Annotated in this window: 15 protein-coding genes; 6 read left to right on the plus strand and 9 right to left on the minus strand. The window is 50.9% G+C overall.

Annotated features, from left to right (window positions below; translation table 11 throughout):
- Window positions 1–364: 364 nt before the first annotated feature.
- From ACG2E4_RS04645 to mdh, 4 genes are all read left to right on the plus strand, one after another.
- The gene (locus ACG2E4_RS04645) at window positions 365–1567 is read left to right on the plus strand and encodes a D-alanine--D-alanine ligase family protein (RefSeq protein WP_395258349.1); all 1203 of its coding nucleotides are present in this window, start codon (window positions 365–367) and stop codon (window positions 1565–1567) included.
- Window positions 1568–1725: 158 nt separating this feature from the next.
- Window positions 1726–3216 (plus strand): ABC transporter substrate-binding protein, encoded by a 1491-nt coding sequence (locus tag ACG2E4_RS04650; protein ID WP_395275845.1) that lies wholly within the window; start codon window positions 1726–1728, stop codon window positions 3214–3216.
- Between the two features lie 33 nt (window positions 3217–3249).
- Window positions 3250–4122 carry an NAD(+)/NADH kinase gene (locus ACG2E4_RS04655; RefSeq protein WP_395275846.1) on the plus strand — a complete coding sequence of 291 codons (873 nt, stop codon included), beginning with the start codon at window positions 3250–3252 and terminating at the stop codon, window positions 4120–4122.
- 103 nt (window positions 4123–4225) lie between these two features.
- Window positions 4226–5182: a malate dehydrogenase gene (gene mdh / locus ACG2E4_RS04660; protein WP_395275847.1), complete on the plus strand. Its 957-nt coding sequence runs from the start codon at window positions 4226–4228 to the stop codon at window positions 5180–5182.
- A gap of 460 nt (window positions 5183–5642) precedes the next feature.
- Here the strand turns inward: mdh and ACG2E4_RS04665 are convergent, their stop codons facing one another.
- The 3 genes from ACG2E4_RS04665 to ACG2E4_RS04675 form a co-directional block, all read right to left on the minus strand.
- Entirely contained in the window at window positions 5643–6401 is a 759-nt protein-coding gene (locus ACG2E4_RS04665) for a DUF4412 domain-containing protein (protein ID WP_395275848.1), read from the minus strand.
- A gap of 168 nt (window positions 6402–6569) precedes the next feature.
- Window positions 6570–7700, minus strand: a complete 1131-nt coding sequence (mnmA, locus tag ACG2E4_RS04670; RefSeq protein ID WP_395275849.1) for a tRNA 2-thiouridine(34) synthase MnmA — start codon at window positions 7698–7700, stop codon at window positions 6570–6572.
- Window positions 7701–8129: 429 nt separating this feature from the next.
- Window positions 8130–8627 carry an HNH endonuclease gene (locus tag ACG2E4_RS04675; RefSeq protein ID WP_395258363.1) on the minus strand — a complete coding sequence of 166 codons (498 nt, stop codon included), beginning with the start codon at window positions 8625–8627 and terminating at the stop codon, window positions 8130–8132.
- Between the two features lie 525 nt (window positions 8628–9152).
- On the opposite strand from ACG2E4_RS04675, the gene ACG2E4_RS04680 reads away from it, so the two are divergent.
- A complete protein-coding gene (locus tag ACG2E4_RS04680; protein WP_395275850.1) occupies window positions 9153–9572 on the plus strand; it encodes an ATP-binding protein in 420 nt (139 codons plus the stop codon).
- Window positions 9573–9624: 52 nt separating this feature from the next.
- On the opposite strand, the gene ACG2E4_RS04685 is transcribed toward ACG2E4_RS04680, so the two are convergent.
- From ACG2E4_RS04685 to ACG2E4_RS04710, 6 genes are all read right to left on the minus strand, one after another.
- Window positions 9625–11538: a hypothetical protein gene (locus ACG2E4_RS04685; protein WP_395275851.1), complete on the minus strand. Its 1914-nt coding sequence runs from the start codon at window positions 11536–11538 to the stop codon at window positions 9625–9627.
- A 22-nt stretch (window positions 11539–11560) separates the two neighbouring features.
- Entirely contained in the window at window positions 11561–13387 is a 1827-nt protein-coding gene (locus ACG2E4_RS04690; protein ID WP_395275852.1) for a family 16 glycoside hydrolase, read from the minus strand.
- Window positions 13388–13868: 481 nt separating this feature from the next.
- Complete coding sequence (locus ACG2E4_RS04695) at window positions 13869–15440, minus strand: RagB/SusD family nutrient uptake outer membrane protein (protein WP_395258373.1); 1572 nt, start codon at window positions 15438–15440, stop codon at window positions 13869–13871.
- A gap of 31 nt (window positions 15441–15471) precedes the next feature.
- Window positions 15472–18855: a SusC/RagA family TonB-linked outer membrane protein gene (locus ACG2E4_RS04700; RefSeq protein ID WP_395258375.1), complete on the minus strand. Its 3384-nt coding sequence runs from the start codon at window positions 18853–18855 to the stop codon at window positions 15472–15474.
- Between the two features lie 13 nt (window positions 18856–18868).
- Window positions 18869–19939 carry a FecR family protein gene (locus tag ACG2E4_RS04705; protein ID WP_395258377.1) on the minus strand — a complete coding sequence of 357 codons (1071 nt, stop codon included), beginning with the start codon at window positions 19937–19939 and terminating at the stop codon, window positions 18869–18871.
- 298 nt (window positions 19940–20237) lie between these two features.
- A complete protein-coding gene (locus ACG2E4_RS04710; protein ID WP_395258379.1) occupies window positions 20238–20723 on the minus strand; it encodes a DUF4112 domain-containing protein in 486 nt (161 codons plus the stop codon).
- A gap of 236 nt (window positions 20724–20959) precedes the next feature.
- Here ACG2E4_RS04710 and ACG2E4_RS04715 point away from each other — a divergent pair, with 236 nt between their 5' ends.
- A complete protein-coding gene (locus ACG2E4_RS04715) occupies window positions 20960–22039 on the plus strand; it encodes a DUF2279 domain-containing protein (protein WP_395275853.1) in 1080 nt (359 codons plus the stop codon).
- The last annotated feature ends 31 nt before the right edge of the window (window positions 22040–22070 follow it).

The raw sequence follows: 22070 nt of genomic DNA on the forward strand, positions 1-22070 counted from the left end.
CCCCTCGCTGAAATAGGGTAATAAGCCTGATGGATTTCCCGGCAGTTAAAACCTTCAGGCTGCAACCATCACTTCCCCGATTGGAAAGACCGGGTTTCAGGAAAATACCAATCTTTACCAGAGGGCTTTGCAAAACCCTCAACCCTCGTTCTGAGGGAGTTGTACTCCCATTCAAAAGGGTAATAAAGTCGGTGGTACCACCTCCCAGCAAAATAGCAGGCTCTCCAAAGGTCCCTACCATCAGTCCAGGTAGTCGACACATCGGCAGCTGTGGATTCCTTTTGCTACTTTGCTCACATCTCAGGAGATCTTTTCTTATCATTAAACCAAATTTCTCAACTGCTTCGAATATCAGTTAGACAGCATGAAAAAAAATATCCTGATAGCTTTTGGCGGCGTTTCTCCTGAACACGAGGTATCCGTTTTAAGTGCCATGCAGGCGATATCTGCGCTGGAGGATACCAGCTACTCGTTACTTCCACTTTATATCACCAAAAGCGGGCGCTGGCTGACCGGTGAATACCTGCTGGACCTGGAACACTACCAGGAACTTGATACACTGAAGGAAAAGGCCATACCGTGCACTTTTTCCCACAACGAAATGGGGAAACCGGTACTGCTGGAAACCAAAAAACGGGGACTGTTCTCCTCTCCCCGGGAGCACTCCATCTACGCTGTGCTTCCTGCTTTTCATGGGTCAGAGGGTGAAAACGGCGCATTCCAGGGGACCTGCGAAATGTACAACCTGCCTTTTGCCGGCAGTGGGGTACTGGCTTCCAGCCTGGGAATGAACAAAGTAAAAGCCAAGGAGCTCTGCAGCGCGCACGACATCCCCGTAGTGGAAAGTGTTCACTTTTTTGAATCGCAGTGGGAGGCCGGACAAAAGGAGCTGCTTGCAGAAATTGATTCGATCGGATACCCCGTCATTGTAAAGCCGGTCAACCTGGGCAGCAGTATCGGGGTGAAGCGAGCGGACGATCGCGACTCTCTCATCGAAGCGGTGGAGACCGCCTTCCGCTATGATGCCAATCTGCTGGTAGAGAAGGCGATATCGCCCCTGATGGAGATCAACTGTGCCGTGCTTGGCGATCCGGAAGAGGCCCGGCCCAGCGTGTGCGAACGTCCTCTCGGAAAAGAGGAGACCCTTTCTTTCAGGGACAAGTACCAAAATGAAAACGGCGGCGGCAAAGGCATGGCTTCAGCTGACCGTGTTATTCCCGCCGACATCCCGGACAAGCTCACGGAGCAGATACAGCAGATGTCGCTCTCCATCTTCAGGGCATTCCGCGCCGCCGGCGTGGCCCGGCTCGACTTCCTGGTGAATGCCGAAACCCACGAGGTCTTTTTCAATGAAATAAACACTATTCCTGGTTCTTTCTCTTTCTATCTCTGGGAGGAATCCGGTATCTCAATCCGCGATCTGATGCTGCAGCTTATTGAAATTGCGCGCAGGCAGCATCAGCGAAAGATCGGCCGGGTGCGCAGCTACGAAACGAACTTGTTAAGCCAAAAGGCCGTTCAAGGCATCAAAGGGCTGAAGGGAAAACAAAAAAATGGCGAAACTTAACATGACGTTGCCACAACTTTTCGCGGCAGTCCGGGTTAACATTCAGAGGCTTTGACCATTCGGGAAACTTGATTAAAATTAAAGATTTACGTCAAAAAAGGATGTAGCATCCGCCCCTGAAGGTATGCCCCATAATTATCATTCATAAAACTATCTTAATGAAAACGTTATTCTATTCTCTGATCTTCGGAGTCATATTGGGACTCATGCTTCACGGTTGCGCCAAGCAGCCTGAAACGATTGTCATCGAGGATTCTCCGGAATCTCCGCAGGCTCCGCCAGCCCCCGATACCGCGGTTTCTCCCATCGAGACTGCGGATTTCAGGCAACTCATCCTCGGCGAAATACACCCGGTCCCCACCCTCGATCCCCTCTTTGCCGATAACAACAGCGCAAAAAGGACCCTGCAGCTCCTGTATGAGGGATTGGTCCGATATGACCGGGATGGAGAGATTGTTCCCGCCGCGGCCAAGCGGTGGTCGGTTGGCGGCGACTCCCTTTCCTACGTGATCACACTTCGCAACGATCTTTACTATCACGACAGCGATATCTTCAGCAGTGGGCTGGGGCGTAAAGTAGTGGCCGGGGATGTAAAATTTGCCTTCGAACGGATGGCAAGGAACGGGGTTCCCTCCGATGCTGCAGAACTTTTCATGGCAATTGAAGGCTTTCAGCCCTATTTCCAGGAACAGCACAATGTACTCAACCCCGCCTACCGGCAAATCAGCAGCGTCAGCGGCATCCAGGCACCCAACGATACCACGGTGGCGTTCGTACTGGATGAGCGGGATCCGCATTTCCTGCAAAAGATGGCCTCTCCCTACGCCTCGGTCTACCCCAGCGAAGCAGTGGCAGAAAATCCACTCGATTTCACGCCCGTTGGATCGGGTCCGTTTGAACTCTCGCAGCAGGTGGGAGACTCGGTCTATATATTTTCGGAGTTTGAGAATTACCCGCGGCCGGGCGGCGACCCTTCGTCACTGGATCGGGTAGATGTGGTTATTGAGCAGAATGAATCGAACCTCCTGAAGGCACTGGCGGCGGGCGACATCCATGCCATCCCGGAACTTGGCCCCCAGATCATCCGCAATATACTCACCCCGCAGGGCGAATTATCCCCGGCATATTCGACCGATTATATCTTTTCCACACCGGGCGGATTCACGACCTACAGCCTGCTTCATAATCCCGCTTCTTCCGTTTCCCGTTCGGGAGTTCGGTCCATATTCAGCAGAGTAGACCCTGCACCGCTGAGTCAGAATATTCCCGCTGACATCGTGCAAGTGGAAACTGTTCCTGATTCGGTTTCGGTACCTTCCGCCGAGCAACCTTCCACAATCTACAGCACCTTTTGGACAGATCCGTTTCAGCGCTGGTTTTTGCAACAGCTTTCAACCCAGTGGCGCGGGCAGCCCAAGCTACAGATCGTCAATATTCGCACCCCAAGCAAGCACACCGCGCTCTATACGAGCTCTTTTGTCCCTTTTTATCCCGGCCACTCGGCTATGATCAACTCAAATATGCTGGTAAAATACACAGTCAAACAGGCAACATTGTCGATCAATGAAATTGAGGATCTCCGGTTTAACCGTTATCCTTGGTGGATTAATGTCAGAACGGTCGATATGCCTGGAATTGACGAGCTATAAGAAGAACATGGACCTGATTTCAACTTTGTTATTATGAAACTGGCTGTTATAGCTAATCCGCAAAAATATTCAGTTAAGGACCCCTTTCTTGCCGCCCTCGACTGGGCCGACAGGCAGGGCGTCAAGATCTATTTTAACAGTGATCTGAACTCTCTCTATGACGCGTCGACTCATGAGTCGGCCGTAGTGGTAAATTCGGAAGAGGAAGCGATCAACCAGGCCGATATCATCGTTGCCATGGGGGGAGACGGAACCATGCTGTACACCGCCCGGCTTATGAAAAACATCCAAAAACCGATTCTCGGCGTAAACAGCGGTAGACTGGGATTCATGGCCAACACACAAAAAGAGAACCTGCCGCGGGCGCTGGAGAGCATCCGGGACAGCAACTACCGGATTGACAAGCGACACCTGCTGCAGGCTGAAGATGGAAACGGGCACATCTATCACGCACTGAACGAATTTCTTTTTTCAAAGCGCGACTCCACCTCAATGATCACCGTTGAAGCCGAATACGACAACATGTTTATCAACACGTACTGGGCTGACGGACTTATTGTGGCATCTCCCACCGGGTCAACCGCGTATAATCTCTCTTCCGGGGGACCCATCGTAATGCCCAACACCGATGTAATGGTACTCACCCCCATCAACCCACACACGCTCACCACACGCCCGCTGGTGCTGCCCTCCGACAAATCGCTCAGGATAACCGTCGAAAAACAACAGCATGAAGTTCTGTTTTCTTATGACGGCAAAATTTATGAAATTCAAGACTATCCATTTCAGGTAGCGATAAAACGCTCCAATTTTACCATTGATCTTATTGAACTACCTGATCAAAGCTATTTTGAAACGCTCCGCAATAAACTGATGTGGGGAATGGACTCGAGAAAACGATATTAATTTTGTCCGGTATATTTTGAATGTAGCGAAACAATCGTTTACACCGCTTTTGATTACCAACGTTCAATATTAATTACAAATTTAACATCCAAATTTAATATTCATGAAAGTAACTGTAGTAGGTGCTGGCGGAAATGTCGGTTCAACCGTATCGATGGCCATAGCTCAACGCGATTTCGCCAAAGAAGTGGTAATGGTCGATATCGTCCAGGAAAAAAACGGCGACAAGATCTACCCCTCCAAGGGGCGGGCGCTGGATCAGTGGGAATCGGCCCCGATCCATAAATTTGATACCAGGCTAACCGGAACGGTCGATTATGAGGATACGGCCGACTCCGACGTCTGCGTCATTACCGCCGGGGTTCCCCGCCGGCCCGGCATGAGCCGCGATGACCTGCTGGAAACCAACGCCAATATTGTACAGAGCGTGGTGGAGCAGCTTGTTGAGCACTCGCCAGACACCATTCTGATTATTGTCTCCAACCCATTGGATGTGATGGCACAGGTCGCCCTCGAAACCAGTGGATTTCCCTCCAACCGCGTGATGGGGATGGCCGGCATCCTTGACACCGCCCGCTTCCGCGCCTTCTTGGCCGAGGAGATCGAGGTCTCTCCCAAAGACATCCAGGCGCTGCTGCTCGGCGGACACGGCGACACCATGGTGCCTCTGCCCCGCTTCACCACGGTTTCCGGCATGCCGATCACCCATTTTATCGATGATAATCGCCTGGAAGAAATTGTGGAACGCACAAAGAAAGGTGGAGGTGAGCTGGTCAACCTGATGGGAACCTCTGCATGGTACGCCCCCGGTGCTGCTGCCGCACAGATGGTGGAAGCCATTATGCTGGACCAAAATCGCGTATTCCCCTGCGCTGCATACCTGAACGGCGAATACGGGCAGGAAGAGCTGTTTTTAGGCGTTCCCGTCAAGCTTGGTCACGGGGGAATTAAAGAGATAATTGAGGTTGATTTAAACGAAGAAGAACAACAACTTTTGGATACATCAGCAGATCACGTGCATTCTGTGCTCAGTGATTTCCGAAAGCTGATGTCCAGTTAATCAATCGCAATAAAAATGAAGAACCAGGCTTCTTCACTACTTGCATTTGCAGAAAGGCTCTGTCGATCATAGCAGAGCCTTTTTGCTTTATAGGGCTTCCTCAAAAAGTCACGAAACTCTTTTTCATTTTTGCACATCCAAAAAATGAAAAAATCGCCGCCGGTGGGAATTAGGAATGTAGAACAAGAAATAACGAATTTCGGAGGAGAGGTCGTACCAACGGGTATAGCACCACGTTCTAAACCGTAAGAATTTCTCTCTGACGAAAGGCCGGACTTGAAAAGGACACCCTGTCTTTCCCGGCTTCGAATGGGGCGTGGAAGCCGAAGCAGGCGGGTGTGGATAAGCAAGACCGGTGTTGGAGCCACCTTGCCTGGTCAGGACATTGCTCTTCTCACTTACCTTACCAATTTCAACCCGTTTAAGCAGGAACTTCTGGGCTTGAAACTGCTGATGAGGCCTACTGCTCACTCATTTTATTGAAAAGGTAGTCCTGGAAACTCAACACTTTCACCCCTTGTGGAATCTGCACCATCGCCCTGGCAATATCAGATTGTTCAATTTCCTGTATTTCAGTAACCTGACGAAGCTCCCCGGACTCATATCCTTCAATACGCATCGGGAAGTATCCATCCCTGAAAATTAAGTCCGTTGAAAACTGGTCGCCCATCATATCCAGGTCAGTATTTCCCCACGGTTCAGCCAGCATTCCCCAATGTATATTCAGCTCATTGGTCATCCACACCTCTGCATGCGCATTGGGATCTTCCTGGTCGGTAAAAATAAATTTTTCACAGCTGTAGCCGTTCACATTTTGGGTCTCCCCGGTTCTTTCATATTCAACCTCCTGGTCCACATCCGGGGTTTGTCCGGCAGCATTTCCATTGCTGAACATATTCATCATGGCGCTTATATCCTGCTTGGAAATCTTTAATGCCGACTGCTCTCCGGTTAAGAACACAAAATCCTCAAAATCCAGCCGCACCAGTACCCCTTCAGTCTGAATAGAGCCGCCAAAACTGTATTGGTTTTCCCCTTCCAGCAAAATGCGGTCGTTCGTAACATACATGGAGAACTGGTCATTCTGGCTCTGCGAACCATCAGGGGTAACCTCGTAACTGTTAAATACGATTTTTCCCTCGAACTGCGCCGCCGCGGGTACACTAAAGACTGCAAGCAATACTGCGATTCCAACCGAAACACCGAATTTTTTTATCATAACCGGACCTTTCTAAAAAAATTTTAAGTATGAGCCTTAAAAGTACAAAAGTTTACAAATGGTTGTACCCCAAATATAACGCTGTGTTTCAATATACTGGTATAAAAAAAGTGCGATGCTCGTTATTGTGCATCGCACATGCCAAAATATAAATGTTGAATTATACGCCTACGCGGGCTGGAGCGCATCGGATTCAACATTTACTTTTCGAATCCAGCCCCCCGCCACTACGTCATCATCTTCGTAGCAAACCACGGCCTGGCCCGGTGTAATCGCCTCACGACCCGCGGGAAAATGGACTTCCATCTCGTTGTCATTAATCTGTGTGAGATGACCAATCGCCCCGTCATCATTATACCGGATAGCGCCGGTGATTTCCATGCCACCTTCCGGAATACGATCATATTTTACCAGGTTCAGCTCTCCGGCACGGCAGGTTGTACTAATCAAATCCTTCTTGCGGCCAATCGTGATTACATTTTGATCCGCATCGATATCGGTAACATAGACCGGGTATCCCATTGCCAGGTCGAGTCCACGTCGCTGACCGATGGTATAAAAAGGATAGCCTTTGTGCCGGCCAACGACTTCCCCATCCTGGTCTACAATTTTTCCGGGCCCAATTCGGTCATCCAGGTCCTCCACCCGGTCGCGCAAAAAGCGATGGTAATCATCATCCGGGATGAAACAGATCTCGTAAGAATCCGGTTTTCCGGCCACTTTAGTGAGCCCGAACTCTTCCGCCAGATCCCGGATTTCCGTTTTTTCATAATTGCCGAGTGGAAAAATCGTGCGCTTCAGATGCTTCTGGGCCACGCCCCAAAGGGCATACGACTGATCTTTTCGGGGATCTTTACCCCGCGAGATAACATACCGGCTGTTTTCTTCCCGAACATTGGCATAATGACCAGTGGCGATATAGTCACAACCCAGGTTATCTGCCCGGCGCAACAGGGCAGCCCATTTTATATGCGTGTTGCAAAGCACACAGGGATTAGGGGTACGCCCCCCCATATAGTCATCCACAAACCGGTCAATTACCCAGTCACCGAACTCGTCGCGGATATCCACAATAAAATGCTTGAACCCGTGCTTGACCGCTATCTGGCGGGCGTCGTTCATCGACTCGAGCGTGCAGCAGCCGGTTTCCTTGTCCGACTTGCCGCCTACGCGGGAATAGTCCCACGTTTTCATGGTAATGCCGATTACATCGTATCCCTGTTCTTTGAGCATTACAGCCGTTACAGAGGAGTCAACCCCCCCGCTCATTGCCACTAATACTCGTCCTTTTGAGTTCATGGATCTAACACTTGATAATTATTTCGATTCGAAAACTATTAAAGATAAGAGTTTTTTATGTAAATAGTGTGAAGCGGATTATCCGGTTTTGGACTTCCAAACGGATGCCATCCCGGTTCATTGTTTCAGGCGTAAAAAACTGCTCATCTGACAATATTATTCACACTGTCTCCACGTCGATATCTCCCGGAAAATAATCTTTGACCGGTCACTAAGAACGGCAACAAGAAGTAAAGGGGCCTTTGCAAAACCTTCGATTTTGTTGGGAGGTAGTTGTACTACCGACCTTGGCTACCTCTAAAACGGGAGTACAACTCCCTCAGAACGAGGGATTGAGGGTTTTGCAAAGCCCTCGCAAAGTCAGCAATACAAGGAAGGATACCCGCTTCCCCTCCCCCGGGTCTGGGAAAAAGTTGTGATATTGAAAAATCACATATACAGGTAGGGCTTCCAATCTTCCTGAACACCTCCGAGGATCGATTGGAGAAACGTGATATGTACAGGGCGAAACGGCTTCTTTTTGAGTGGCATGCCGGCTTCTTCCGGCGTTCGATTGCCTTTGCGGACGTTGCATTCATCGCAGGCCGTTACAAGGTTTTCCCACGTATCTTTTCCGCCGCGACTCTTCGGCATCACATGATCAATAGTCAGATTCTTTCCCACCCCGCAGTACTGGCACTTGTTGCGATCTCGCTTCATGATATTTCTGCGGGAGAGCACAATCTTGTTGTAGGGGAGATTAATATAACGACGCAGCCGAATCACCGATGGATAGGAGTATTCCTCTGATACTGTACGTATCGTGCGATCAGGATAGTCGTGTACCATTTCTGCCTTTTCCATGAAAAGGAGTTTGACTGATCGTTGTACCGAGCATACACTCAGGGGCTGATAGTCCTGATTTAGTACCAAAACATTAGCGTCCATAGGTATCTTGTATTTATTTAATCATGCAAATGCTTTTGGCCTGACATACATTGGGATCAATTTTATATTCAGATGGTAAAATCAACATCATATTTTCCTAAAATGCAACAAAAAATGACACTTGGGGCGTTCAAGCGCCCATTAGTCGCCTTTATCTACTCTCTGGAAAGATCAATTAACGGCGAAAAAAGATGCCAACAAGCACGCTGCAAAGCCGGGGGTGCCGTCTTTCAGAAGGCCGGCACACTTTGCCCTGATAAGGCCCCGGGCTTACTGATCTGCATATTTTTTTATACTTTAGGTAGGCCCGGAATATGCAACAATCTCATGCATAATACAGTTATATTCAGTAGCCGGGTTATACAACATATTTCATCGACCGCGAGCTATGCCTCACCAGAAAAAACAGTTTATTCGGCCACTGGAACTGCACCCCGGATATAGTTTCCTGCCAAAGTTTCCACTCACTACCCTGGAACAGGCCCCGGCTTTCATCCCAAAACCGAAGATTTTTTAATCACAAATATGACAAAACAAACCACCAAATCTCTTACGCTTACCTCCAGTTTTGAACAAGTCAGCAGGGTGGAATCCTTTGTGGATGAATTGCAGGAGTGGATTGGATTCGATCAGGATATGTATGGGAACATATTACTGGCACTTAATGAGGCCGTGACAAACGCGATCGTTCACGGTAATAACGAGGATGAGCAGAAAAATGTATTTATCACAGCTGTCCACGAAGTTCCGAAATTAAAGGTCAGCATACAGGATGAAGGCAAAGGATTTGACCCCAGCTCCCTGCCCGACCCGTTAGAAGATGAAAACCTGCTGAAGGAGGGAGGGCGTGGTGTTTACCTGATGGAACAGTTTGCCGATGAGGTTACCTATTCTGAAGGTGGGACCAGAATTACAATTGAATTTTTGATTGACGAGCAACAGTAAAACCCCGGAGGCGACGCCAAGTCACCACCGGGATTATGACCAAAAGCCGACCTCAATCCAGAGAGTTAATCCATCGTGCAATTTTAAGAGCTTCCTCCTTTGGCACGTTGGTCATGGGCGGCATGGCGGTAGCGTAGTCCGGCCAGTTGGATTGATCCGGGTTATAGATCAGCTCCACCATCTCCTCCGCGCTGTAGTTTCGTTGGGCCACATCCACAAAGGCCGGACCGACCTGGCGCTGATCCCGGTTGTGGCAGGCCGTACAGGTATATTTTGTTAACAGCGGCTTTACCGACTCATAGCTGCTCACATCGGCCTGCTCTCCTGAATCACCTGTGCCGGTTTGGCCGGACTCCGTTCCAGCCTCTTCCGTTGAATTATAGGTACTGACCTCACTCATCGACAGTGCGGGTCCGTCGGGGATGTTTTTCAACGTATAATACCCGGAATTGTGCAGTAACGGGTAGTCCTCCTCTTTATCCCTCACGCCGTCGGCCACCACGAAATGGACATAGTTTTCTCGCAGATTGTCCACTTTCAGGCGAACCGTCCTCGCATCATCCGAAATCCGGACGCCGGTTACCTCCGACTGCTCCTGGTCAACCATCGGGCTGCCATAGACCGGATGATATTTATATATAAAGCTGGAGACCGAATAAGAGGCAAGATCCCGGGCCGTTTCAGGCTCCACCGGCTTCGTGAACTCAATTTCAAATCCATCGGGTGTAGCCCGTATTGTCTTCATCTCAAACGGCACCTGCCCATTCCAAACCAGCCGCTGCAGTCCTTCATCCGCCTCTCCGGCCGATCCCCAGCCCCGGTTGGTCTCTCCCACAAACATCGAGCCGTCATCAGCCCAGGCCATGCGCAGCACCCCCGACTGAAATCCGCTACGGAAGTTAAACACGGCCCCCTGGTAGGTTCCTTTCACCTTTTCAAGTGAAACGCGCATAATTTTACTTTGTCCCTGGTCGCCCACCAGCACCTGTTCTTCAAACGGACCAAAATACCCTTCCGGGATCGGCTGAATATCTGAATTTGAGATGCCCATTATCCCGTGCGGCAGCCAGACTGCGGGTGTTTTGAGGGCCGGGAGTTCATCCTGAAGCTCAAACATCGCTTTATAATTTTCTTCATCCTGGATGTTTTCCGGTTTAATATAATTGCCCTCTTCATCCTTGTTGATACGGGGATCGATATGGCGATAGAGGTCCTCTGCGGTCATCTTCAATGGCGCATTCGGCTTGTCGGTCCACCGCAGTCCGGCGGGGTGCCCAGTAAAATCTCCCTTCTCCACATGCCATATGCCGCCAGAACCGATCCAGTCACCCTGGTTCTCCGCGTAAAAAAGCTCGCCGTCGATCAGTCCGAGTCCCGCGGGAGAACGCATACCGGTTGCCCAGGGCTCCATTTTTCCATCCTCTGAAATACGCATAATCCAGCCTCTCCACGGCACCCGGCTTTCCCCGCGCCACCACTGCTGATCGCCAAAAGCCACATTCGCTGAGACAAAATAGGAACCGTCCGGTGCCACCAGCGGGCCGTAACTGTATTCGTGATAGTGACCAGAAAGCGGCCAGGAATAGACCGTTTCGATGGCGTCAGCTTTTCCATCCATGTCGGTATCTTCCAGGCGCGTGAGCTCCCCCCGCTGGACGCAGTAGAGCGCCCCGTCTTTATATGCCAGCCCCAGAACTTCGTGGAGCCCGGTTGCAAATTTTCGGAAATAGGGCTCTTCACTGGCAGGATTCTCCACCATGAAAATATCACCACGGCGCGTAGCGACCGCCAGGTTGCCGTTGGGCAGCACGGCCATGCCGCCGACCTCCAGCAGATGTTCTTCCGGGCTGACAACATCTGTGATATAGAAATAATCCTCTTCTGCGGGAGGCTCCTGGGCCGAAGCCACGCCGCCGGTTACCAGGCAAAAAAGCAGTACAAATATGAAATAACGTGTATCAGACATAAAATCTCCTCGTATCCTCAGGTTAAAACAGAATGGTATAATGTATCGTCGGGCGGGCCGGCAGTATCAGTTCCTGGTGGCCGTCGATCTCTCTTATAATAACATTATCGGCACCACCCGGACTTTCCAGCTGAATATAATATGACTGGTCATCGACCAGGAACCGGTTCTCCCCTGCCTGTTTTATCGACTCACCAACGCCGATTCTGACATACCTCTGTTCAAGGGGTCCGCTCATGCGAATGGTTCTTTTGAGGCCACCTCCATCGCGTACCGTTTGGATCCGGTCATTAACGGTGGTTCCGAAGACCGTATACGTAAATTCGGGATTGTCATTGTCATCCAGGTTGTATCCGCCGGATTTGAACCCGGTTCCCGTTCTATCCCGTTTCCAGGGGGCTTGCTCATCCTCCATCTTATTTACCGACAATGCTGGTTCCTCCAGCATATACTCAACAGACCCGTTGGGTCTTGATGAGCCGTCGCCCCGGCTATACCACATCGGGGTCACATCCAGGAACTCGCCCCGCCATGCCTGCACGAGGCTGCCGTGATTCAGGTCATATGTATAGTGGAGCTGTTCCAGGCTGCTGACCGATACCGCATGGGTCAGGCGATCTCCTTCCGGGAGGTCCATAAAACTGCGGAGCAGTGGCTTTTCCCTGGCGTGTACATAAATCGGGTTTCGATCACTCTGCCCCGTAAACCGCTGGTCGCTAAGCACATGTTCTCGCAGTCCCTCAGCGGACACCGAAAGTTCAATATTCGGGGTACTCCAGTCTCCTCTGCGAGCATACAGCAACTCAAAAGGGATCTTCCCGCTGTTAAGCTCTGCTCGCCCCTCCGTGTCATCTACCGGTATAACTTGCTGGTCGGCTATGCGCAACAGCCCCGCCCCGCCGGCGACATCGAGTGCAAAATTGTAGCTGCCCGGCTCCTCGATATCGAGCATTCCGGTATACCGCAGCAGGAACTGTTCCGGGAGCACTCCCAGGTGGGCCGTGAGAAGATCGGAGGATCCCGTCCTGTCGACCGTCAATGTATCCAGATCGGGCTCTTCGGTAAACACCCCTTCATAGAGTTGGTAGCGAAGATCCCCGACAGAAGGGGCCGGACGGTTGTATGGGGTGATTTCGACATTGCGAAACGCCACGGGACCGTGGTCGCCCTGGAACCGAAGAGGGCCCTTCGGGACCTCCCCATCCCCGTAGGCACCGGCCGTCGGACCCATAAGTTCGACGTTTTCATGGATCGGAACGCCGTTCAGTTCTGCCCGGAGCAGGCGTGCATTGGCTATTTTGCGTCCATTTTCATCAAAGCGGGGAGCCTGGAAGGATAACTCCAGGTGCTGCCACAACCCCGGGGCCCTGCTTGCATTCTGGCGGGGAGCATACCCCTGCCGTGGACCTTTCGCATCCGCCGGACGCTGGTAAATGCCGCCGTTGTGGGCAGCGGTCGGAACCTTCACCGTCCAGCTGTCATGAAGCTGCAGCTCGTAGCGTCCCTGCAGGTAGATCCCGGAGTTGGATCCCCTGGGCATCATATATTCAAGCGACAGGTCTATATCGCCGTGCTGAAGCCTGGTATACAGATCTTCCCCCTTGTGGGGGTCGCCCGGATTGTTGACCAGGATCCCCTCTCCCCCCGATATCGAGATGGCGTTGTCCTCATCAAGGGAGGCGGTTACCCCCCCGGCTAATTGCCAACTTCCGGCGGGATCCTCAAAATATGACAAGTCATCGAGCAGTACGGTGTTGGAATCCTGTGCATGCACCCCGGTAACAAGGACCATCCACAGGAGTAGTGCGCTCCACGGCAGAAAGCTGAAAGCGTATTTTTTTGTATTCATAAAGTATGCTGTGTATGATTATATGACGATTCTGATCATTGTACCCTATTCCCCATCCATTTTCAAAACACAGGATGCGACCTGTGCACTTATATTATATTCTGTCGATTCATCCCGTAAATGAATTACTGAATGGAGGTAAGGAATGTGTTTTAGACAAATATTAAAAATTTACCCCGGGAAAAGTTATGATATAAGTAACGGTTTGCCAATTGCCACAGTTAATGGCCACCATACCTGCAGAGTTCTTCCAGTCATTGATCGGGCGACTATTGTAGTCGCCCGATCAGTAACCTGAGATAGGTTAATAAATTTCACCTGTGCTTATGAGTAGACGTTTCAAGGATCTCTGTAATGTTACAGGGGATATCCTTTAAAAATGCGATTGGCTGAACAAGCCGACAAGCACTGTACTGCCTGCAGGCGTTATTCAACCAACCGCCACGATTTTTTTCCTGTTCTGGCTACTCAATAATTAGCATTAGTTATACCCGGGATTCTGCTCAAGCGCAGGATTTGTCTGAATTTCATCATCCGGAATGGGATACAGCAGGTGATGCTCTTCGTAGGTCTGTCCCCAGTTGTTGGATGCCCCGACCACATCGACAAACGTGATCTCACCGGGGTTGTTTTCGGAGGTCACGGGGTATTGCCGTGTGCGCTGTATATCAGACCATATCTTGAAGTTCAGCGCCAGCTCACGCAGCCGCTCTTTCCACACTTCTTCCACGAACTGTTGCTCTGAAAGCCCCGAAAGGCTTGCAACAATCGTGCTCCTGTCGGTTTGCCAGTAGGCGCGATCTCTCACATCGGCCAGGTACTGTACCGCCTCGCTGGTAACTCCCTCGGAACGGGCAATGGCCTCTGCAGCGATCAGCAGAACTTCCGCATAGCGATACACCCGGATATCCCGGCTTCCCCGCCCGGTTTCGAAGAGTGCTTCCTCTTCATACCAGAGGTAGGGGGCCCATTCTCCAAAATCAAACTGTTCGCCTTCCCGCTCCAGCGAGGTGTAGTACAGCTGTTTTTCCTGAATGCGCAGATCCATATTCGGATCATACATCCATGAAAACTCCTCTATAGGGCGGTATGCATTCAATGTCCGGCCGTAGCTGATTCCGGGAGGACGAATAACGCCGGGTACCGTTATCCTCGGGTTGTCGTTGGGATCGATGTCGGCATTATATTCGATGCCGTATACGAACTCGTCATCCGTATCGGAGATCCGGAACTTGTTATAGGCACTCTCTTCAGGCGTGGACCCGTGTTCCAGCAACCTGTGCTGGCCCGACTGAATCACCGAACGCGCCGCATCAGCTGCATTTCCATAGTTGTCAGCCTGCAGCGGGAATCCCGACATCTGAAGATATACATCGGCCAGAAGCGTCTGGACTGCTCCCTGCGTTACCCGATAGTTGTTTTCCGGGAAAGGGACGTTGGCAAGCCCCCCGTTGTTGACAGCCCAGTTCAGGTCTTCAACGATCTGTTCATAAACCGCAGATGAAGGATCGCGCTCCACTTCAATACCTTCAAGACTTTCGGTAGGCTCGGTAATCAGCGGCACATCGCCGAAAAACTTGACCAGGGCAAAATAATTGAGGGCCCTGAAAAAACGCGCCTCCGCCAGCAGCCTGTTTTTCTCATCCTGGGCCATTCCCTCCATATCGGGAATGTATTTCAGAGCGGTATTGGCTCTGCCGATGACATCATAATGCCCGGACCACCAGCCGTCGAAAAACTGGTTCAGCACTTCGGGATCGACCTGCAGATCCTGGGCAACCTGCCCCTGGATCCGCTCGCCTTTACCCTCGTTGTCAAAGTAGCCCGACATGTAGCCTCCCATCATCACATCGGCTCCTCCAAATCCGCCAGAGTCGTAAAAGCCGGCTCCCTGGCCGTCTCTGTACAGTCCGTTAACCAGACCTCTGGCACCTTCGGGCGTATTCAACAGCTGATCTACTGATATCTCATCCTTCGGCACCTCCGTCAGGAAATCATCACACGAATTCAACGCCAAAAAACTCAGTACAAGAATGAAAACTAACTTTTTCATAATGTTAAAATCTGTTTTTAAAAATGAGTATTTAGAATCTGAAGTTTACCCCAAGGGTAAAGGTGCGGGGCTTCGGATACTGGTAGAAAAAGATGTTCTGCGTATTCGGGTTGCCCTGCCAGGATGATCCCTCCGGATCATGTCCCTTGAAGTCGGGATGATGGATTACAAACGCGTTTTGTACGCTGGCTGTAACGCGCATATCCTGTATCCCGAACCTACTGATCAGATTCTGGTCAAGATTGTATCCGACCGAAAACAGGTTTCCTCGAATATAGGACCCGTCCACAATCCAGTGGCTGTCGGCCTGCGTGTTCTGCCCGGAAAGCGGCTGATGACGAATGCGCTGAATGGGCGTATCCTGGTTGTCTACTGTCCAGGCTTCATACAGCTGCGTGGCGATTCCGTTGGTCAGCGCCTGCCGATCTTCGGCGGTATGCAGGAATTGCTGCATGATCTCACTTCCATAGACGAACTGGATATCGGCGGTGAAATCGAAGTTTTTATAGCTGAACCGGTTGATAAAACTTCCCGTCCAGTCCGGCATTCCATGCCCGATAATCTGGCGATCTTCGGAACGCTTTGCTTCCCCGGGAATACGGCCTCGTGCAGCCGCTTCCGCCGCCTCATCGGTATTCCAGGTACCAAAGCGCTGGAATCCGTAGAAAGTACCGATCGGTTCCCCAACCCGGAGTATCGTCTGGCTGCCTGATACCCAGTTGGGTCCGGGGAAGATATCCTCATCTTCTGCACCCAGGCTTTCGACGCGGTTCACATTATAGTTGAAATTGAGGGTGGTCTCCCAGAAAAAGTCGTTGGACCGAACGTTCCGGGTGGTCATCATGAAGTCGACCCCTTGGTTGGAGACCGATCCTATATTGTCCAATACCACGTCGAAACCGGTAGTTGACGGAATCGGGCGATTCAGCAACAGGTCTTCGGTGTCCTTGTAGTAGTAGTCGGCTTCAAACGTAATGGCATTCTGCAATACATCCATCTCGAGACCGATGTTGTACTGGGTCGTTTTCTCCCATTCCAGGTCCGGATTTGCCATCCGCTGCAGCGTGCTGGATGTTTGGCGCTGGTTGCCGAGCAGTACGGTCCCGGAACTTATCGTGGAGAGTGATTGGTACACCCCGATCTCGGTATTCCCCGTTTTACCCCAGGAACCGCGGATTTTCAGGTGGTTGATAAAGTCCACATCCGACATAAACTCCTCGTTGGAGGCGGTCCATCCCAGGCCCAGCGAAGGGAAAAAGCCGTACTTGTTGTTTTCTCCAAAACGGGAAGAGCCGTCCATCCTGCTGGTAAACGTTGCGCTGTATCGACTGTCATAGGTATAACTGCCACGGGCAAAAAAGGAGTTCATCGTCCATTCCCAGGCGTCAGATGCCGGAATGCCCTCTACCTCCGTGGCTGCATCCACGTTGTTCGTCCTGTAAAGGTCATTCGGGAAGTTGCGCACCCCGAACGAGTTGCTCCGGTAGGTGGTCTGCTGCCAGCTGGCACCCAGTACCGCGTTTACGCTGTGGGGCCCCTGGTCCAGCAGGTAGGTCAGGTAGTTTTCGTTCTGCCAATAGGTGGTTTCGCTGTTCGACATGCTGGCATTCCCAACCGATGTTTCCGGAGAATAGAGATCCGTGGGATCGTAATCGCGTGCCTCAAAGTTGGTGTTGTCGATTCCGAACTGTGTTCTGAACTCCAGGTTGGGCGTAATCTGAAATTCGGCAAACGTATTGCCAAAAAGATTTACACGGTCTCGCAGCCGATCCTCTTCCAGTGCGCGGTGCACGGGATTGGGCTGCCCCTCCAGCGTGAGGCTTCGTACGTCGCTAAAGTGGCTCCAGTCGCCATCCGGCATCCGTACCGGAAGGATCGGAGCAAACTCGATCATCGTACGGCGTATCTCCTGCCCGCCGCCGCCTTCTTCAATATTGTTTTCCCAGGTGCGGGTCACTGTAAGGTTGGTGCCGAGCGTCAGCCAGTCGGTGGGATTGGCATCATACACAATTTTCGCACTGGCCCGGCGCATCCATGAATTCAGGATAATTCCCTCGTTGTTGGTATAGTTCAGGAATCCGCCAAATGAGGAGTTTTCTCCACCAGACTGGATACCGATCTGATGGTCGTGGGAAAGGGCCGTTCGGGTCACCTCTTCCTGCCAGTCGGTATCGTAAATTGGGTTGCCCTGCTCGTCAAACAAGGTCCCGATATCGGGCGAAAGATCCAGTTCAGGCTCCTCTCCCGGTGCATAATCATCAAAAAGCGGGGCGTTTTCGTAGCCGGTCCGCTGCACTTCCATAAACTCTTCGGCATTCATGGCGTCCATGCGCCCGAGCATGTGGCCCATGCTGAATGTTCCGTCATAGCTTACGGAGACCTCGTCCGACTGGGTATCCCCACGTTTCGTGGTAACCAGTATCACCCCATTTGCACCGCGGGAACCGTAAATGGCGGTTGCGGAGGCATCTTTCAGTACCTCAATACTCTCAATATTGTTTGGATTCATATACTCGATGCCGTCCTGCATTACAACACCATCCACAACATACAACGGTTCAATACCGGCATTTATCGAACCGGTACCCCGTATAACAACCCTGTTGCTACCCGTGGGGGCTCCAGAGTTGGTAAAAATGTTGACTCCGGCGACCTTGCCCCGCAATCCCTGAAGGGCATTAAACGTGGGCTGTTCCTGCAGGTCCTCTTCGGAGACCATCCCGATGGATCCGGTCACATCCGACTTCTTTTGAATTCCGTAACCGGTGACGACCAGCTCTTCACCTTCAATAGCCTGGGGCTGCAACGCGATTTCCATTTCCGTACGCCCGCCTATCGGCACTTCCGCTGTCTGATACCCGATGAAGGACACCACCAGCGTATCCTGGAGAGAGGGAACGCCAAGCTCAAAACGACCCTCGCTGTCTGTCGATGCTCCGGTGGTCGTACCCTTGACCAATACATTGACACCCGGCAGAGTCTCTCCGGTGTTGGCATCGGCGACCGTACCACTCACAACCTCCAGGTTAATTTTTTCGCTTGGTACCGGCTTCGCAGGCAGAATACCCAGTGTTCGATGGGTTAACACCTTGTAGGTAAAACCAAAACCGGGAAGCAGACTGTCCAACAGGCTGAACAGATCCTTTTCAAAATAGAGGATCTGCTGCTCTGTCAGGGTTTTATCCGCCATCAGCTCGCTCCTGTAGAAAAATTTGACCTCATACCGCTCTTCAATTTCCGAAAGCACGGCGTGAAGGCTGGTTCCCTGCTGAAACGTTTTTACCGTGGCGGCATTAATATCCGACGAACTCACATACACATCCTTTGAATCCTGTGCTTCTGCCGGCAACGCCACAGCAAGCAACAAGACCATCAGACTCACAATCCCTGTCCATTTGTAAGGTATCATATTCATAATTGGTCCCTGGTTATTGTTGATTTGATTCTATGGTTACGGTTTGTTCTGTTTTATAAATTTCAACTTCCATGACCTCCGAAACGGCGTTTATCAACCCGTCGAGGCTTCTGAAATCGATTGATCCGGAAAGCTTCTTGTCCAGCAATTCCTTGTCTTTTACAATAACTTCTTTTCCGTAGGTTCGCCTGATTCGCTCCACCAAGACCGAGAACGGGGTTTCATCAAAATAGAGCTCGTTGGTCGTCCACGAGGTATACACGGCCGGATTAACCTGCTCGAGGCGTATTTGGGGCTGGGAACTGTTGAACCTGGCCATCTCTCCCGGCTTTATGGTGATCCCGGACTGTTCCGATTCCGGCGTATTGGCAACATCAATGTGAACTTCCCCCTCTTCCAGCACCACCCGGGTTCCCTCGCCGTAGGTATCCACCGTGAAACGAGTGCCAAAAACCGAGGCCGAGCCATCTTCCGTTTCGACCACAAATTTCGGCTTATCCCGGGTTTCCTGCCCGGAAATTGAAAAATACGCCTCTCCCTCAAGGCTCACACGCTTCACCGGCTGATCCAGCCAGTTGCTCTTGTAGGAAAGCTGGGATCCGGCGGCCAGTACAATGCTTGAACCGTCCGAGAGGGTTAACGTCTTTTTCTCTTCAAATCCGGTTTCGATGGTCTGTATCGCAACTTGCTTTTGAGCCGATTGCGGCTCCTGATAGGTATAGATTGCAAGGCCGGCAAAAGCGCCCACCAGCAACATGGCCGCAGCTTTAAATAGATAGCTCACCACGCGGGTTCTTTTCTGTTTTGCCTGCCGCGCTATAGTGGCAGCCGTGCCGCGTTCTTCACCTGTAATATCTTGCCGAACCCTGCTCCACTCTTCCCTGATATCAGGCACCCGTGGATGGGTAAACCTGAGTCCCGTAATTTCCTTTTGTGCCCGGAGTGCTTTTTTCCGGTTTTGTTCACTTTGTTGTATCCACCGGTTCCAGTAATCGGCTTTTTCACCCGCCGAATTCCCCAGTGCCCACTCAACAAATGAGGGATCATTCACCAACTGCTGTACTGAGTAGTTATCGTCTTTCAAGACCCGTTTTTTTGGTTATTATCATTATCAGATACCATAGAGCAGTTCATAGAGAAAAGTACTCACCCGAATTTATTTTTTTCTCAGCCCCTGAAATCGCCCGCTCAACGCCTCAGACCCTCAATAGATTAGAAAATGGAAATAGATACAGGTACGCCCCAGCGTTTTCCTCTTCTTTTTTCAACATCACGTGTGCGCGGCTGGCTGGAATTAATTACACAGAGGATACCAGTTCAGGCAGGCTATCTACACGGTGAATACAGTCTATCCTGTCATCATACCTATTTCGACAAGCAGGTTAAAGTAACAGGCCTACGAGTTCTGCGAGCACCCAGCCAATTAGCCAGAGGAAAGCCACAATCATAAAGGTGAACAATACCACGATTGCCCAAATCAGCCACTTGCTCTCGGTGGCCAATTCTGAGGGGTTCTTTTCCAGCTCATCCAATAGCCTGGCATTACGTATGTTCGCTTTCCAAGCCACGTCAAACAGTTCGCCAATTATGGGAACTGTTCCTATCAACATATCGACCAAAATATTTAAAAACATACGTGCCAGGATGGATACCCTGCCCCCGATCAGTGCCGCGTGAATGGGGAAATACAGCGACAAAACCCCACCGATCCAGTCGCCAAGTCCCGGCAACAACCCGATAACTGCATCGATACCAAAGCGAATATCTGTTCCCGGAAATTTAAATTTTCGGTCAAGTAACTCGGCCAGTCGCCCGGCAGCACTTTTCCTGCTCACAGAATCCGTGAATTCGATTTCTTTTTTTACCATATTTCTCCTTCTTACAAAACCATATTAAAACAGGAATAAATACATTATTATCAATATTTTATCCGTACATATATGAAATTTCGATTTCATTTACACATCCTGTTACTCCGGATGAGATAATTGAGCAATGGGAAAGTATAATAGCAGTTGCGAGGTGTAATTAAGTGCCCTGTAAAACGTTTCATCTGCATAGCGTACCTTCATTTCCCGAAACAGTTGGCAAGCTTGCCCCCAAAATGGCACGTGAGTATGTAATCTGTTTTATTACTCAAAAAACGGTCCAATTCATAATGCTGCTGTTCCTGCTTCAACTCGGCCTCCTGCAGGGTAAAGCCCAGGACGGATTGGATCTGCTCGCAGGCGATCAATATGAGAATATGTACCAGCTGAATCAACAGGAGCAGCCGTTTGGTGCAAGCCGGCTTGGTCTTACTGCTGTCGTTCCGGGCATTTCAACAGAGCGTGGGATAATGCCATCCGGCAACCAGATGACACGGAATATCGGTCCCATATTTCAACAAGAGGAAGCGACACCTGTAAACTGGGCTATCTTTTCCGCAGTTACAGCCACCCTGGCCGGTTCATATACCGGGCTTTACCTGTATGCACGAGAGCGCTGGAGTAATCGGCCCACGGTACCCTTTCATTTTAATGAACAGTTGTATGCCAAAGGGTTTGACAAATTGGGGCATTTCTACGCTGCAAGTTCCCAGGCGCTGATCACTTCCCGCCTGTACGATTTTTCCGACATCGGTCGCGCCCGGTCGGCGTTGCTGGGATCAGGTATCGCGCTTTCTGCACAAACACTGGTGGAGATTTTGGATGGCCGAACGTCATCTCTTGGCTTTGACCGATACGACCAGCTGGGCAATATACTGGGGGTGAGCTGGTTTTATGCGCGGGAAAACAGCACCTTTCTGAGGCGCTTCAATATAAGATGGTTCTATTACCCCTCCGGGCGAACCGCCAGTACACAGTCTGCCTACGAAAACAAGGCGTTTACCGACTATAACAGCCAGAGCTACTGGGTGAGCATGCGCATATGGGATCTGCTGCCTGAAAAAATACAGCCCTACTGGCCCCGTTTTTTGGTGCCCACCGCCGGTGTTTCACTGAACAACTGGAAAACGAACGCCGATCCCGCTTACGTATCATATCACCTAAGCCTGAACCTGGATTTCACGCAGATTTTTCCGCAGAAAACAAAATTCGGCCGGCTGCTTGGCGACCTGTTTAACAGCGTGTATCTGCCGGCCCCGGCCGTAGAGCTGCACCCCAACCCCTCGGTCAAGCTCATATTCTACGGGCAGGATTAACGAATGTCGAAGCCGATCCATTTGCGGGTAT

Origin of the sequence: Halalkalibaculum sp. DA384, from assembly GCF_043951955.1 — a bacterium.
Lineage (GTDB): Bacteria > Bacteroidota > Rhodothermia > Balneolales > Balneolaceae > JAMQKA01.